The organism is Mesorhizobium sp. B2-8-9, assembly GCF_006439475.1.
Taxonomy (GTDB): domain Bacteria; phylum Pseudomonadota; class Alphaproteobacteria; order Rhizobiales; family Rhizobiaceae; genus Mesorhizobium.
Genome location: NZ_VFTQ01000005.1, coordinates 260,006 through 275,414, shown reverse-complemented (window position 1 = coordinate 275,414; position 15,409 = coordinate 260,006). Strand labels below are relative to the sequence as shown.

Below are 15,409 nucleotides of genomic sequence, written 5' to 3'. Positions count from 1 at the left end.
TCATTTGTAACCATCTAAAATGTAACTATCAACGGCCACGATGCATCCCGGGAGCGCTTCATGGAACCGGATATCCTTGAGCTGGAAAGCTTCCTGCCCTACCGGCTCTACCGGCTTGCCGACACCGTCAGCCGCGAGTTCTCGCGCATCTACAAGGAACGCCACGGCCTGACGCGGCCGGAATGGCGCACGCTGTCCGGGCTGGGTGAATGCGGCACGATGACGGCGACGGAACTCGGCGAACAATCGGCCATGCACAAGACGAAGGTGTCGCGGGCGGTGGCGGAGTTGGAACGGCGGCGGTGGTTGACGCGCACGCCGGATGAGAGCGATCGCCGTGTCGAGCATCTGGCGCTGACCAAGGCGGGGCTCGCCGCCTATCGCGAGATGGTGCCGCTGGCGAAGGCGTTTGAGAGGGAGTTGCTGGGGAAGCTGAGTGTGGAGGAGCGCGCGGCGATTACGAGAGGGGTGGCGGCGCTGGAGGGGGCTTTGGAGAGAAAGTAGATGAGAGGCCGGCGGGACAGCGCCCCCCTCTGTCCTGCCGGACATCTCCCCCTCTTGGGGGGAGATTGGCAGCTTTGGCGACGGCGCTCGTCTTGCAAGGTCCGCGATTGGCGAAGGCCGATGTGACGGCTGATCTCCCTCCTTGAGGGGGAGATGTCCAGCAGGACAGAGAGGGGAGCGAAGGAACTCGACATCTCTCCAGAGGCTCTCACCAATCCATCACAACCTTCCCAGAACTCCCACTCCTCATCGCATCGAACCCCACCTGGAAATCGTCGATCCCGATGCGATGGGTGATCAGCCCCGAGACATCCAGCGGGCCTTGCACCAGGGCGATCATCTTGTACCAGGTCTCGAACATCTCGCGGCCGTAGATGCCTTTGAGATGCAGCATCTTGAAGATGACCTTATTCCAGTCGATCTCGAAGCCGGTCGGCGCGATGCCGAGGATGGCGATCTTGCCGCCATTGTTCATGGTGTCGATCATGTCGCGGAAAGCGGGAGCCGCGCCCGACATCTCCAGCCCGACGTCGAAACCTTCGCTCATGCCGATCGACGGCATAACGTCGCGCAGCTTTTCCTTCGAGGCGTCGACGACATGCTGGACACCGAGTTTTCGCGCCAGATCCAGTCGCACCGGGTTGATATCGGTGATGACGACCTTTCGCGCGCCGACGCATTGCGCCACCAGCGCACCCATGATGCCGATCGGCCCGGCGCCGGTGACCAGCACGTCCTCGCCGACCAGATCAAAGGACAAGGCTGTGTGCACGGCATTGCCCAGCGGATCGAAGATAGCGGCGATCTCGTCCGGCACATCGTCGGGGATCGGCACGACATTGTGCTGTGGGATCGCCAGATACTCGCCGAAGGCGCCGGGACGGTTGACGCCGACGCCGAGCGTGTTGCGGCAGAGATGCCCTCGCCCGGCGCGGCAGTTGCGGCAATGGCCGCAGACGATGTGGCCTTCGCCCGACACGCGCTGGCCGACCTTGTATTCGGTGACCGCGGAGCCGAAATCAGCGACCGTGCCGACGAATTCGTGGCCCGTCACCATCGGCACGGGCACCGTCTTCTGCGCCCACTGGTCCCAATTGTAGATATGGACGTCGGTGCCGCAGATCGCGGTCTTCTTGACCTTGATCAGCACGTCGTTGGGGCCGATCTCCGGCACCGGCACCTCTTCCATCCAGATGCCCGGCTCGGCCTTGGCCTTCACCAGCGCCTTCATCATGTTCGACATCAGACGCTCCTCAAAAATCTTGCCTGTCTCGATGGGATCGGTTTCATCAGTGCGCCGCCTCCAGAATGTTCTTCAGCCGGAGCAAGTCTCGATCGGTCGAACGCCGAACGGCCAGGGCGATAAACGGCGCCACAAGACGGGAAAAGCCTGTCGGGGTACCGCGGTTCCGGAGCGCCATATGGGTAGCGCCTTCTCGGGTATCGCGCCATGCATAACTCGTTTCCATGGGAAACGGTCCTTCGGCGGTTCGCATCACCAGCCGCTCGCCCTGCACGAGATCTACAATTTCGTAGGTGTAAACAAGCCGCCGTCCGAGGAACTGCGCTACGAACGCAATTCTCGATCCTACCTGGACCGGTCGGGGCGTCTTCCATTCGACCGATTTGATATTGACGTACCAGCGGGGCACGTTGTCCGGATCGGCGGAAAAGGCGGCGACGATCGCGCGGGGCCTGGCGATCTCGATCCTGCTCGTGACATCGATCGTCATGGCCGACTTCTGTTTTCCTCGGCGTGGGTCAAGCGATTACACCCAGTTCTTTTCCCACGTCGCCGAAGGCCGCGACCGCACGGTCGATGTCGGCGCTGGAATGGGCGGCAGACATCTGCGTGCGGATGCGCGCCTGGCCCTTCGGGACCACCGGAAAGGAGAAACCGATGACATAGATGCCGCGCTTCAGCATGCGCTGCGCCATCTCCTGCGCCAGCGCCGCGTCGCCCAGCATCACCGAGATGATCGGATGATCGGCGCCAGCCAGCGTGAAGCCCAGTTTGCCCATCCTGGAACGGAACCGGTCCGCATTGGCATATAGTCGCTCGCGCAACGCGTCGCCATGGCGGATCAGGTCGAAGACCTTGATCGAGGCGCCGGCGATCGCCGGCATCAGCGTGTTGGAGAAAAGATAGGGGCGCGAGCGCTGGCGCAGCCAGTCGACCACCTGGCTTTTGCCCGACGTGTAGCCGCCGGAGGCACCGCCCAGCGCCTTGCCAAGCGTGCCGGTAATGATGTCCACCCTGCCCTCGACGCCGCAATGCTCGGCCGAGCCACGGCCGTTCTTGCCGACGAAGCCGACCGCATGGCTGTCGTCGACCATGACCATCGCGTCGTATTTCTCGGCGAGGTCGCAGACGCCCTTGAGATTGGCGATGATGCCGTCCATCGAGAACACGCCGTCAGTGGCGATCAGCCGGAAGCGGCAGTCCTTTGCCTCCTTCAGCCGGGCCTCGAGATCGGCCATGTCGTTGTTGGCGTAGCGGAAGCGTTTGGCCTTGGAGAGCCGGACACCATCGATGATCGAGGCGTGGTTGAGCGCATCGGAGATGATGGCGTCCTCCTCGCCGAGCAGCGTTTCGAACAGGCCGCCATTGGCGTCGAAGCAGGAAGAATAGAGGATGGTATCGTCCATGCCCAGAAATGAGGAGATGGTCGCCTCGAGCTGCTTGTGTTCCTCCTGCGTGCCGCAAATGAAGCGCACGGAGGCCATGCCGTAGCCGTAGCGGTCGAGCGCGTGCTTTGCCGCGTCGCGCAGATCCGGGCTGTCGGCGAGCCCGAGATAGTTGTTGGCGCAGAAATTCAGCACCTTTTCGCCGCCGACCTCGATCTCGGCGGATTGCATCGAGGAGATCACCCGCTCGGACTTGTAGAGTCCGGCCGATTTCAGCCCTTGAAGCTCGCTGTCGAGATGGGAAAGGAATGCTTTGCTCATGGTCGGCCCTGTTCGGTTCGAGGCCGGACTGTCGCGCTACGGGCACGAAAAATCCATCGCAAAAGCGACCGCTTCGGTGGCGCTGCGAAAGCACGGTCGCAATCCCTGCGATGGCGTGGCGGCAATAGGATCAAAAAAGAAATGTGCGAGAAAGGACGTGATAACCATCTTGCGAGCTTTTCCGCGCTGCCGCGATCACCTTGCCGACCCGTTAACCCTTTCAAGTTAATCGTTTTCCCGCCACGAATCCTTGGCAGGTATCCGTCGACCGGAGGGGTCACCCAGTTATGTCGCAGCAGCCAGTGCAGAGCGTTTCGCGCAAGCTGATCCTGCTCATCAAGACCGGCTACTGGCTGGCGCTGACGATCATCGCCGCCATGGTGATCGCCTCCTTCATCCTTCTGCAGCAGTTGATGGCGCAGCAACAGCACAATGATGCGCTGCTCGACATCGTCCAGACGCAGAAGGCGCTGTCGCAGCGCATCGTCTTCCTGGCCAGCGCCACGGGTGCTGCCTCGCGCGACAAGCAGCCGGCGCTGGTGACCGCGCTCAAGCAGGCGACCGGCGAGTTCGAAACCAATTACGACCGGCTGCTCACCGAGACCGGCGCCGACCCGCTGTCGCCGGCGCGCAACGATCCCAAATCGATCGAATACGTGCTGTTCAGCAAGCCATTCCATCTCGACTATTTCTCCGTCGGCCTGGTTGCCAATGGTGAGCGACTGGCTTCGTCCTTCGGATCGCAGCTCGGCATGCAAACCGACGGCTATAAGGGCGGCGGCGACCGCGTCGGCCTCGACGCTTCCGTCGCCAACGCCACCATGTCCGGCTATGCCGCGCTCGGCCAGCGCATCAGCGCCTTCGCCGACGAAAAATCCAGCAACATCCTCGACTTGCACCGCACCCTGTTTTTCGCCACCCTCGGGGTCATCGTTCTGGTGGCGCTGTTCATCTTCCGGCCGATGTCCAACGCCATCCTGCGCAAGACGCGCGAGCTGGTCGACGCGCGCAACTCGATGGCTTTCATCGCCGTGCATGACGGCCTGACGGGGCTGCACAACCGCACCTTCCTCACCGACCATTTCGACACGCTGATCAAGGGAGCGCACCGCCGCCGCGAGCGCCTGGCGGTCATCCAGCTCGATCTCGACCGTTTCAAGCAGATCAACGATACGCTTGGCCATGCCGCCGGCGACTATGTGCTGGTGGTGACCGCCCAGCGCATGCGCGATTCCTGCCGGGCCTCGGATCTCTGCGCGCGGCTCGGCGGCGACGAGTTCGTCATGATCCTCAACGGTGCCGGCAGCACCGAGGACATTCATGCGCTGGCCACGCGCATTCTCGGCGAGATCAACGAGCCGATCACCTTCCAGGGCACGACCATCATGCCCGGCGCCAGCGCCGGCATCGCGGTCTATCCGGTGGACGCCGACAACGCGCAGGACCTGCTCGTCCATGCCGATCTCGCGCTCTATTCCGCCAAGAAGCTCGGCGGCGGCAACTTCTCCTTCTTCTCCGAGGAACTGCGCCGCGAGCTCGACTACCGCAAGCGGCTCGAACAGGACATCCGCACGGCGATCGCCAACAAGAGTTTTGAGGTCTATTTCCAGCCGCAAGTGTCGCTGACCAGCGGCAAGATCAGCGGCATCGAGGCGCTGGTGCGCTGGAAGCACGCGACGCGCGGCATGATCTCGCCCGGCGAATTCATTCCCGTCGCCGAGAAATGCGGCTTCATGCCGGATATCGGCCGCATCGTCATCGCCAAAGCGATCGAGGAAGCCGCCGAATGGGACCGCGCCGGCATCGATTTCGGGCGGATCGCCGTCAACGTCTCGGGCACGGAGCTGCGCGAGCCCGGTTTCGATAGCTTCCTGTTCGGCACGCTGGAGCGCGCAGGACTGCCGCCGCAGAAGCTCGCGCTGGAGATCGTGGAATCCGTCATCCTCGATGACGAGAAGACCGGCATCGCCGCGAAGCTGCGCCACATCCGCGCCGCCGGCGTGCATCTCGAGCTCGACGACTTCGGCACCGGCTATGCCTCGCTCAGCCACGTCAACCCCAACGAGATCGACCGGCTCAAGATCGACCGCCGCTTCGTCCAGAACATCAACGAGAACGGCGACAACTCCAAGATCGTGCGCGCCATCACCGAGCTTGCCCGCGGGCTGGGCATCTCGATCGTCGCCGAAGGCGCCGAAACCGAGGCTGAGCTCGACTCGCTGATGGCGATCGGGTGCGACCAGGTGCAAGGCTATTCGATCGCCTTCCCGATGCCGCAGGACAAGGCGCGCGAATGGCTTTTGGCGCGTAGCCCGAAGAAGACGAAGCTGAAGGTGCTGCACGGCAGCTTGGCTTGAGATGCGCCGATATTCAGGTGAGGCCGGCTGCAAATGCCGGCTTCCTGCGCTTCCGGTGCTCACGTACGTTAAGTACGCTCCGCTCCGGTTCTCCCCGGCCGAAGCCCTCATAAGTGTCTCCGCCCTATGAAGGGTACGGCGACGCTACATCTTCGGCGCGACATCGGACTACGACTGAGGCGGCTCAGCGTTCCGTCTTAGCATCGCAAGCACCTGCGTGAATTCGGCGAGCTTGTCATCGGGGATACCAGCCCGCAGACGCTTGTCGAAGGCGACCGCCGCGAGGCGCAACTTTTCGAACAGCGCTTCGCCGGCTTCCGTCAACGCCACCTGATGGACCCTACGGTTTTCCGGATCGCGGCGGCGCGTCAGCAATCCTTGCGCCTCCATGCCGTTGAGGTGATGGGTAAGCGTCGCACCCTGGATGCCGATCATCCCGGCAAGCTCGCGCTGGTTCGCCAGTTCCTTCGACTTGACCGACAGCAAAGTCACCCAGACCGGCAGCGTGCCGCCGGCCTCGACCATCGCGGCATCGAAAGCCTGCGCCACCACTTTCGAGGTGCGGGCGAGATTCATGCCGACGGGCGGACGGTCAAACGGTGTCATGACCTGACAGTAGAGCAAAGCGATTGGAACATGAAACCTGGCTTCATGATTGACATCTAACCGTTAGATATCTAACTTTGTCTTATTGATGGCGTCGACATGCTGCGACGCGCGGCGGGCGGCAGAGAGGAATGCGGTCATGCAATATGTCTATATCGTCACCATCGGCCTGCATGTCATGGCCGGCGTGTTCTGGGCCGGCACAACCATTGCGGTTGCCCGCGATCCTGAGATCAAGGCGGAGCGCTTCATCCGACCGCAGCTCGGCGCCTCCGGCCTGGCGTTCCTGACTGGCATACTGCTCTGGTATTTCTTCCACGAAGGTGCTTTCGGCTCGATGGAGAAGGTGCTGACGCTGGGCATTTTGACGGCGCTGATCGCCGCCGGCGTGCAGGGCGCGCTTGTCGCCTCCGCCAGCAGACAGCTCGCCGGCGCCGATCAGGCGACGCAAACCCAGCTGCGGGCGAAAATGACCAGAGGCGAACGCATCGCGGGCGGGCTGCTGGTCATCACCGTGTTTTGCATGGCGTCTGCCAAGCTGTTTTGAAATCGCACGGCCGGCAAAACCGACCGGGCGCGGCGCGCAACGGAACCAAAGCGGCAGGTGGCTCTCCTTGCAAAGGTCCGTTGCGCGTCACAACCCTCAGATCCTGATCCCAAACCGGATGCCGTCATAGATGGCGGCGTGGATGTTGCGCGAGGCGACAGCGTCGCCGATGCGAAACATCACGAAGCCGCCTTCGGCATTGCGAGCGGGGAAGATGTCGCCGCCGCTCACCAGCCGCTCATAGTCGACCGCGCCGCCGTTTTTCGACAGGGGTTTGAGCGACAGATAAAGATCGTCGAGCGGCACGGTGCCATGCTCGACCACCACCTGGTCGATGCGCCGCTCGCCGCGCCAGCCGTCGGCGAAGTCCGACGCCAGCTCGGCGACGAGCTGGTTGCCCTCGCGGCGAACCGAACGCAGGCGGGTGTTGATGGTGACGGTGACGCCCTTCTCGTGAAAGGCGCGCATATAGGGCACGTGGTTCAGGCCGCCCATTTCCGGCGCGAAGAAGCGCTCGGGCGAAACCAGTTCCAGCTTCGAGCCACTGTTGGCGATCAGCTCGGCGGCGCCCATGCCCTGATGGCCGCCATTGTCGTCGTAAAGCAGGACATTCTCGGCCGGCTTGACGCTCCCGGCCATGATGTCCCAGCTCGAGGTGACGAGATTGTCGCCTTCCGCCAGCGGCGGGTTTTGCGGCATGCCTCCGGTCGCCACGATCACCACATCCGGTGACAGCGCCAGCACATCGTTCTTCTCGGCCCAGGTGTCGTAGCGGACCTCGACGCCGAGACGGTCGAGCTCGGCCAATCGCCAGTCGATGATGCCGATCAGTTCCTTGCGGCGCGGGTTCTGGGTTGCGAGCCTCACCTGGCCGCCTGCCTGGCTGGAGGCTTCGAGCACAGTCACCTGATGACCACGCTCGGCCGCCACGCGGGCGGCCTCCAGGCCGCCGGCGCCAGCGCCCACCACCACGACTTTCTTCTTCGGTCCCTCGCTCTTTGCGATGACGTGCGGAATGGTCGCCTCGCGGCCGGTCGCGGCGTTGTGGACGCACAGCGCCTCGCCGCCCTCATAGATGCGGTCGAGACAATAGGTGGCGCCGACGCAGGGGCGGATCTCGTGCTCGCGGCCTTCCATCACCTTCCTGACGATATGCGGATCAGCGATATGGGCGCGGGTCATGCCGACCATGTCGAGCTTGCCGGTGGCGATGGCGTGGCGAGCTGTGGCGACATCGGAAATGCGCGCCGCATGGAAGGTCGGGAATTTCGTCGCCGCCCTCACCTCGCCGGCGAAATCGAGATGCGGCGAGGATCGCATGCCGGCCACCGGGATGACCTTGGTCAGCGACGCATCGGTCTCGATCGTGCCGCGGATGATGTTGAGAAAATCGACCTTGCCGGATGAGGCCAAGCGCCTGGCGATCTCGACGCCAACTTCCTTCGAGATGCCCTTTTCGACATCCTCGTCGGCGACCATGCGAATGCCGACGATGAATTCTTTACCGACCGCGGCGCGAACCGCATCCAGAACCATGTCGGTGAAGCGCAGCCGATTGTCGAGCGAGCCGCCGAACTCGTCGTCGCGATGGTTGGTGAGCGGCGACCAGAAGCCGTCCATCAGATGTCCGTAGGATTCGAACTCGATGCCGTCGAGGCCGGCCGCCTGGCAGCGCTGCGCGGCCGCGGCATAGTCGGCGACGATGCGCTCGATATCCCACTCCTCGATGGTCTTCGGGAACGCGCGGTGCGCCGGCTCGCGCACCGGCGAGGCCGAAAGCACCGGCAGCCAGTCGGCCTTGTTCCAGCCCGTGCGGCGGCCGAGATGAGTGATCTGGATCATCACCTTGCAGTCATGCTCATGACAGGCGTCTGCCAGTTCGGCCAACCACGGCACGATACGGTCGTCATAGACATGCAGGTTGCCGAAGGCAGCCGGGCTGTCGCGCGAGACGATCGCCGAGCCCGCCGTCATGGTCAGCGCCATGCCGCCCTTGGCCTTCTCGGCATGGTAGAGCCGGTAGCGCTCCTTCGGCATGCCGTCCTCGGAATAGGCCGGCTCATGGCTCGTCGACATCACCCGGTTCTTCAGCGTCAGGTGCTTGAGCTGATAGGGTTGGAGAAGCGGGTCGTTGCTGGTCATTGTCTTCCTGCCGTTTCAAATTGTGCGGGAGCGGAGCGCTCCCGCTTCCATTTCACGCATCGGATTCATCCGAAAACCGCTGCGCACTTTTCGGTCCGATGCTAATGAGCGGTCAAACGCGCTGCGCCCGAGAGGACTGCAACGCTTCTTTCAACCTTCGTTTCGCGCCCGCCGCATTGAACTGCGCTTCTAACGGCCGGGAGCAAGGAGCCCGCCCATGACCGACGCCAAAAACCTCACCCAGCTCGGCAAGCACGTCGAGACGCCACAGAGCCCCGAACAGGCGGTCCTGGAGACCGTGCCGTTCCAGCGCGGCGACGGCCCGCCGGCTATCGTGCGCTTCACCTGCCCCGAATTCACCTCGCTGTGCCCGGTCACCGGCCAGCCGGATTTCGCGCAAATCGTCATCGACTACGCGCCTGACCGGACCCTGGTGGAATCGAAGTCGCTGAAATTGTTCATGACCTCGTTCCGCAACCACGGCGCCTTCCACGAGGAGTGCACCGTGATGATCGGCCGCCGCATCGTGGAGGCCACGAAACCGCTCTGGCTGCGCGTCGGCGGCTACTGGTTCCCGCGCGGCGGCATTCCGATCGACGTCTTCTGGCAGACCGGCGCGCCGCCCAAGGACGCCTGGCTGCCGGATACTGGCGTTGCGCCCTATCGCGGAAGGGGTTGAGATTTGTTGCGAAAGGCTGGCGGGACAGCGCGCGAAGGAACGCCAGCCCTGATCTTCAATCACCATTATCATTCGCACTGATACTGGCTGAGCGCCCACTCGCCGGTGACCGACAGAAGGTCGGAGACCTTCCAGGCGCCGCCGACCTTCTTCAGCTTCCATTCCAGCCGGTGCTGGTGGCCTTCGACGACGAAGGCGACGACCACCTTGGCCTCGTCGCCATTGACGGCTTCGATGGTGCGCAGGCTCCGGTCGATGGCGAGCTTGTCATAATCTACATTGTCGAGCGCCATGTTGGGGTCGAGGCACTCGCCCTGCCCCGAGATGCGTAGCGCATCGCTCTTGTCGAGCACGGTTTTCGCCGGATCGATGAAGTTCTTGCGCTGAGAAGGGTCGAGTTCCAACCCGACATGTTCGTAGAACGGCTTCACCACCGCGGTCGGCGATCCGGGCAGGACAGGTGCGACGGGCGCCGGTTCGGCTGGTTTGGTTTCCGGCGCCGCGGCAGGCGGCGACTTGTCGGTCTCGGGCGCTTTGTCGCCTGAAGACGCGTTCGGGGGCGGCGAGCCGAAGAGCGCCTGCGCCAAGGCTCCGCCGCTCAGCCCCGCGGCCAGCATCGACAAGCTCGACAGCACGAGGACGGACCAGCGAAGCACGGCGTCACTCCGTCGAGGCGCCGCATTCCAGCGCGCTGAGCTTCCAGTCGCTGGTCTTGGAGGTGATATCGGCGATCTTCCACTTGCCGTCCACTTTCTTCAGCGACCACACCATTTCGCGTTTGGAGTCATCGCCTTCCGGGAAAAGATTGAAGCTTGCCGTCACCTCGGCGGTGTCGCCGTTGACGGCTTCGGTGAGCTTCAGCGTCTTCGACAGGGTCTTCTGGTCGAAATCCTGGGCGTCGAGGCCCGGGTCGAAGTCGATACAGGATACCTCGTCGGGCTTCTCCTTCTGCGCCTTGTCGTTGGCTTCGAACAGCTTGGTCACCGGCTCGGTGAAGCGGTCGCGGTATTTGGCGTCCGCCTCGAACTTCACCTCCGGCACGTAGAAGAACTTCACGGTGTTGGAAGCCGGCCCGGCAAGCGCGGCGCCGGGCAAGGCTATCGACATGGCAGCGGCAAGCACTATCGGCTTCATGCAGGATCTCCGGAGGTTCGGTGCGTGGCGGCAAGCTCGCTGCCACGCATCCTGCATACCGGCTTTTTTGCGGCTCATGAAGTCCAGTCGCGCTCAGGTATCCAGCCAGACGTTCTGGAAGTCCATTTCGTAGGTCTGGTGCATCGAATAGTTCTTCACCTTCTTGTTCATGTGGCAGTAGAGCTTCTGCCAGAAGGGCTGGATGATGACGCCGGAATCCTGCAGGATCGCCTCGACATCCTTCATCACCTCCTTGCGCTTGGCGACGTCGATCTGCGACAGCGCATCCTTGAGCTTGGCGTCGAACTCCGGGTTGGAATAGGCCGTCTCGTTCCAGGCCTCGCCGGTGCGGTAGCCGAGCGCCAGCACCTGCACGCCGAGCGGGCGCATGTACCAGATGGTCATCGAATAGGGATATTTCGTCCAGTCGTTCCAGAAGGTCGAGCCAGGCAGCACCGTGCGCTTCACCTTGATGCCGGCGTCGCGCAACTGGCCGGCAATCGCATCGCCGGTGTTCTTCTGCCATTCGTCCTCGACGGTGATCAGCTCATGCTCGAAGTCGGCTTGGCCGGCCTCCGCCATCAGCTTCTTGGCGCCGGCGGCATCGCGCTCCTTCTTGGGCAGCGGGTAGTATTCGGGATGGATCGGGCTGACATGGTGGTTCTCGCCGACCGTGCCGCGGCCATTATAGCCGAGCTGCATCACCTGGTTGTTGTCGACCGCCATCTGCAGCGCGTTGCGCACCCGCTTATCGTCATAGGGTTTATGCGTGATGTTGGTGCGGGCAACGAGCGTGGTCGCCGTCGCGACCTCCGACTTCACCAGATCCATCTTGTCTAGCGGGTCGATGTAGTCGGCCGGCGTTTCGAAGTCGAGGTCGATCTCGCCGGAATCGAAGGCATTCAGCGTAGCGTTGAAGTCGGTGCCGTAGTCGATGAACTCGACCCCGTCGAGCGGCGCTTCGCCGCCCCACCACTTGCCGTTCTCGCGGCGCTTGACGACCGCCTTCTGACCAACCGAATAGGACACCAGCTCGAAAGCTCCGGTGCCGATCGGCTTCTTGATCGGGTCGGCGCCGTCCTTGTCGAAGTCGCGGTGCACGACCAGGGCCGGATAGTCGGTGAGGCCGGGGATGATGGCGATGTCGGCTTCGTTGAGCTTCAGCTTGACCGTGTGGTCATCGACCTTGGTGATCGCGCCGTCCTTGGCCTTGCCAGTCTTGGCATCGATAAGCGCGCCGACACGAGCCGCCATGGAATTGCCGGAAGCGGCCTTCTCGCACCAGCGGTTCAGATTGAAAACCACATCATCGGCGTTGAAGGCATCGCCATTGTTCCAGGTCACGCCCTTGCGCAGGTGCAGCGTGTATTCGGTGGCGTCGTCATTGACGTCCCAGCTTTCGAGCAGCACCGGCTCGAAAGTGAACTGGTGCGTGTAGCGCACCAGCGGTTCCAGCCACGTGCGGGTGACGTTTGCCATCTCCGTCCAGTCATAGGTGCGCGGATCCTTCTGCGCCTTGACCGACATCGCGACATGCAGCGTACCGCCCTTCTTGGGCTCATCGGCAAGGGCCTTGGTCGGCGCGGCAAGGCCGAGCATGCCATAGGCGAAAGCCGTCGATGCACCGAAAGCGCTTGCCAGAGCCAGGAATTCGCGCCGGTCGACACGCCCTGCCCGCGCTTCCTCGGCCATCGCCTCGATAGCGACCGGGACCCGGTCGCCATTGCTTCTGAACAGTGTCATTCTCTTTCTCCCATTGGTTTGAGCGGGTCTTTTGCCCTTTTGCTTGAACTATCGTCTATTAACTAACGCTGTCCGGCAGCTTTTCCTCACGCCGGGCGATCAAATCCCTGAGACCTTCGGCGATGCCTTCGTCGAGCTTCGGCTCCTGGTAGTCGGCGAGCATGGCGCGCGCCTTTTCGCGGCCGCGCGTGTCATGATCCTTGGCGCCTTCGGCGCTCCACTGCTCGAAGGAATTGAAGTCCATGATGTTGGGCATGAAGAAGGCGCTCTCGAAATGCTCGAGCGTGTGCTGGGTGCCGAGGAAATGCCCCTGCGGACCGACCTCGCGGATTGCCGCCATCGCTTCCTTGAAATCGTCGAAGGGCACGCCGCCGGCATATTTGTACCAGCCGACGAGCTGCTCGCAGTCGGTGGCGAATTTCGAATAGCCGCACGTGAGGCCCGCCTCGAGCCAACCGGCGGAATGCCAGATGTAGTTGGCGCCGGAAAGGATCGCGGCATGCATCAGCATGTTCGCTTCATAGCCGGCTTGGGCGTCATTGAGCTTGGAGCCGACATGGAAGCCGGAGGTGCGCCAGGGCAGCTTGTATTTCCTGGCCAGGGCGCCCATCAGATACATCATCTGCGCGGCTTCCGGCGTGCCGCCCATCGGCGCGCCGGTCTTCATGTCGACAGTAACCATGAACTGGCCGTAGAGTTGCGGCGAGCCGGGCCGGATGAGCTGGGTCAAAGCCACGCCGGCGAGCGCCTCGGCGTTGACCTGCGCCACCGCGCCGACGGCGGAGGCCGAGGTCGAGGCGCCGCATAGCGCGAAAGGCGCCAGGATCAGCGGCTGGTTGTGGCTCGCATAGACCCGCATGGCGTCGATCATGGTGGCGTCCCAGACCAGCGGCGAATTGCAGTTGGTGATCGCCACCAGCACCGGGTTGTCGCGCACGAAGTCCTCGCCGAAGACGATGCCAGCCATCGCCATCGTGTCCTCGGCGCGCTCCTTGGATGTCACGATGCCCATGAACGGCTTGTCGGAATGTTTCAGCGCCGAATGGATGATGTGGAGATGCCGCTTCGGCACCGCGATTTCCATCGGCTCGCAGATGACCGAGCTCGAGGAATGCAGCGCCGGCGCCATATAGGCCATCTTGTGGAAATTGTTGAGGTCGGCCAGCGTGCCGTAACGGCGCTTGTTGTCGAGGTCGCGGATATAGGGAGCGCCATACATCGGCACGAAGATCGAGTTCTTGCCGCCGACGCGCACCGTGCGCTCCGGATTGCGCGCGTTGAGCGTGAACTCAGGCGGAACTTTCGAGACGAGTTCCATCAGGAGCGCGCGGTCGATGCGGACGCGCGTTTGCCTGACATCGGCGCCGGCCGCTTTCCAGAGCTCTATCGCCCCGTCGTCGCGGAATTCGCAGCCCACCTCCTCAAGGATCTTGAGCGATTCCTCGTGGATCAGCTCCACCGCCTCGTCGGGCACGATCTCATAGGCGGGGATCTTGCGCACAAGGGTCGGGAAGGACGCGATCGGCGCGCTTCTCAGCGCCTTGCGGCCAAGACGGCCGCCGCCGCGGCGGTGGGTCTGTTCGGTCAATTCAACGGCCGGTGCGTTCATGGAGGCTCCTTCTTCCCGCCACTCACGTTAGCGAGGCAAAATATGGCTGTGACGCTGGAAAATCCTGATCTTCTGTATAAGTTCACCTTATGCGAAGCCTGCGCCACCTCCTGCCCTCGGCCGGCAGCCTCATCGTCTTCGAAGCCGCCGGCCGGCTGTCGAGCTTCACCGCCGCCGGGCGCGAGCTCGGCATGACGCAGGCCGCCGTTTCCTATGCCGTGCGCGGGCTGGAGGAGCAGCTCGGCGCCAAGCTCTTCCAGCGGCGCCATCGCCAGGTGATTCTGACGGAAGCCGGCGAGCGCTTCCATGCCGACGTCTCGCTCGGCCTGTCGCATATCCGCAAGTCGGCAGAGGACCTGCGCCTGCAGGCAACCGGCGGGCATGTGACTTTGGCCGCCTCCACGGCTTTCGGCTCGTTCTGGATGATGCCGCGCCTGCAGCAGTTCCGCGACGAACTGCCGGGTATCGACCTGCGCATCCAGACCGCCGACCGCGACCTCGACATCATCGCCGAGGGGATTCCGCTCGGGGTGCGGGGCGGCGTGCCGCGTGACTGGCCAGACTATCACTCGCTGTCGCTCTCCGACGAAGAGATCTTCCCGGTCGCAGGCCCGAGCTATCTCGCCAAATTCGGCAAGCCGAAGACGGTCGAGGAACTGGCCACGCACCGGCTGATCCATCTCGAGGAGCCCTATCGCGAGGCGCCGAACTGGGACGAATGGTTCGCTTCGGCAGGAACCAGCCTGCGCAATGCGGAGCGCGGCCTGAGAATCAACGACTATGCCCTGGTGATCCAGGCGGTGATGGAAGGGCAAGGCATCTCGCTTGGATGGCGGCATCTGGTCGAGCGGCTGGTGGCATCAGGGCTGCTTGTGCCGGTGACCGATCATGTCATGCGGACCGGCATCGGCTTCCACGTCATCTGGCCGAAGAACCGCGACCTCAGCGAGAATGCGCGCAGGGTCAGGGACTGGCTGGTGGCGCAGGCTTAGATTTGCATCATCGTCGGGCAATCGCCGTCGTAGCGATCCTTCACACCCCTCTCTGTCCTGCCGGACATCTCCCTCGCAAGGGGGGAGATCAGACTTGACGCAGGCCCTCGCCAATCTCGTACGTTGCAGAAGAGCGAGGCGATGACA

General features: G+C 63.2%; 15 protein-coding genes. 6 read left to right on the top strand and 9 right to left on the bottom strand.

What is annotated here, in order from left to right:
* Window positions 1-60 precede the first annotated feature (60 nt).
* Window positions 61-504, top strand: a complete 444-nt coding sequence (locus tag FJ423_RS09180; protein ID WP_140840993.1) for a MarR family transcriptional regulator — start codon at window positions 61-63, stop codon at window positions 502-504.
* Window positions 505-712: 208 nt separating this feature from the next.
* Here the strand turns inward: FJ423_RS09180 and tdh are convergent, their stop codons facing one another.
* The 3 genes from tdh to FJ423_RS09160 are packed head-to-tail and all read right to left on the bottom strand — an operon-like array spanning window position 713 to window position 3,453.
* On the bottom strand, window positions 713-1,747 hold the full coding sequence (gene tdh, locus FJ423_RS09170) for an L-threonine 3-dehydrogenase (protein WP_140840991.1): 1,035 nt from the start codon (window positions 1,745-1,747) through the stop codon (window positions 713-715).
* A 46-nt stretch (window positions 1,748-1,793) separates the two neighbouring features.
* On the bottom strand, window positions 1,794-2,237 hold the full coding sequence (locus tag FJ423_RS09165; protein ID WP_140840989.1) for an SRPBCC family protein: 444 nt from the start codon (window positions 2,235-2,237) through the stop codon (window positions 1,794-1,796).
* Window positions 2,238-2,265: 28 nt separating this feature from the next.
* Window positions 2,266-3,453 carry a glycine C-acetyltransferase gene (locus FJ423_RS09160; RefSeq protein ID WP_140840987.1) on the bottom strand — a complete coding sequence of 396 codons (1,188 nt, stop codon included), beginning with the start codon at window positions 3,451-3,453 and terminating at the stop codon, window positions 2,266-2,268.
* 287 nt (window positions 3,454-3,740) lie between these two features.
* Between FJ423_RS09160 and FJ423_RS09155 the strand changes: the two genes are divergently transcribed.
* Window positions 3,741-5,810 carry an EAL domain-containing protein gene (locus FJ423_RS09155; RefSeq protein WP_140840985.1) on the top strand — a complete coding sequence of 690 codons (2,070 nt, stop codon included), beginning with the start codon at window positions 3,741-3,743 and terminating at the stop codon, window positions 5,808-5,810.
* Window positions 5,811-5,978: 168 nt separating this feature from the next.
* Here FJ423_RS09155 and FJ423_RS09150 read toward each other — a convergent pair whose 3' ends face one another.
* Complete coding sequence (locus tag FJ423_RS09150; protein WP_140840983.1) at window positions 5,979-6,416, bottom strand: MarR family winged helix-turn-helix transcriptional regulator; 438 nt, start codon at window positions 6,414-6,416, stop codon at window positions 5,979-5,981.
* A gap of 139 nt (window positions 6,417-6,555) precedes the next feature.
* On the opposite strand from FJ423_RS09150, the gene FJ423_RS09145 reads away from it, so the two are divergent.
* Window positions 6,556-6,963, top strand: a complete 408-nt coding sequence (locus tag FJ423_RS09145) for a hypothetical protein (protein ID WP_140840981.1) — start codon at window positions 6,556-6,558, stop codon at window positions 6,961-6,963.
* Between the two features lie 96 nt (window positions 6,964-7,059).
* Here the strand turns inward: FJ423_RS09145 and FJ423_RS09140 are convergent, their stop codons facing one another.
* On the bottom strand, window positions 7,060-9,105 hold the full coding sequence (locus FJ423_RS09140; RefSeq protein WP_140840979.1) for an NADH:flavin oxidoreductase: 2,046 nt from the start codon (window positions 9,103-9,105) through the stop codon (window positions 7,060-7,062).
* Between FJ423_RS09140 and FJ423_RS09135 the strand changes: the two genes are divergently transcribed.
* A complete protein-coding gene (locus FJ423_RS09135; protein WP_140840977.1) occupies window positions 9,095-9,298 on the top strand; it encodes a hypothetical protein in 204 nt (67 codons plus the stop codon). The two genes, FJ423_RS09140 and FJ423_RS09135, sit on opposite strands and share 11 nt — an antisense overlap.
* Window positions 9,299-9,322: 24 nt before the next feature.
* Window positions 9,323-9,784: a preQ(1) synthase gene (gene queF / locus FJ423_RS09130; RefSeq protein WP_140840967.1), complete on the top strand. Its 462-nt coding sequence runs from the start codon at window positions 9,323-9,325 to the stop codon at window positions 9,782-9,784.
* Window positions 9,785-9,852: 68 nt separating this feature from the next.
* On the opposite strand, the gene FJ423_RS09125 is transcribed toward queF, so the two are convergent.
* The 4 genes from FJ423_RS09125 to FJ423_RS09110 form a co-directional block, all read right to left on the bottom strand.
* Window positions 9,853-10,440 carry a hypothetical protein gene (locus FJ423_RS09125; protein WP_140840965.1) on the bottom strand — a complete coding sequence of 196 codons (588 nt, stop codon included), beginning with the start codon at window positions 10,438-10,440 and terminating at the stop codon, window positions 9,853-9,855.
* A gap of 4 nt (window positions 10,441-10,444) precedes the next feature.
* A complete protein-coding gene (locus FJ423_RS09120; protein WP_140840963.1) occupies window positions 10,445-10,918 on the bottom strand; it encodes a DUF3828 domain-containing protein in 474 nt (157 codons plus the stop codon).
* A gap of 93 nt (window positions 10,919-11,011) precedes the next feature.
* The gene (locus FJ423_RS09115) at window positions 11,012-12,661 is read right to left on the bottom strand and encodes an ABC transporter substrate-binding protein (RefSeq protein WP_140840961.1); all 1,650 of its coding nucleotides are present in this window, start codon (window positions 12,659-12,661) and stop codon (window positions 11,012-11,014) included.
* A gap of 58 nt (window positions 12,662-12,719) precedes the next feature.
* Complete coding sequence (locus FJ423_RS09110) at window positions 12,720-14,270, bottom strand: trimethylamine methyltransferase family protein (protein ID WP_140840959.1); 1,551 nt, start codon at window positions 14,268-14,270, stop codon at window positions 12,720-12,722.
* An 89-nt stretch (window positions 14,271-14,359) separates the two neighbouring features.
* Here FJ423_RS09110 and FJ423_RS09105 point away from each other — a divergent pair, with 89 nt between their 5' ends.
* Window positions 14,360-15,262 carry a LysR substrate-binding domain-containing protein gene (locus FJ423_RS09105; RefSeq protein WP_140840957.1) on the top strand — a complete coding sequence of 301 codons (903 nt, stop codon included), beginning with the start codon at window positions 14,360-14,362 and terminating at the stop codon, window positions 15,260-15,262.
* Window positions 15,263-15,409 lie beyond the last annotated feature (147 nt).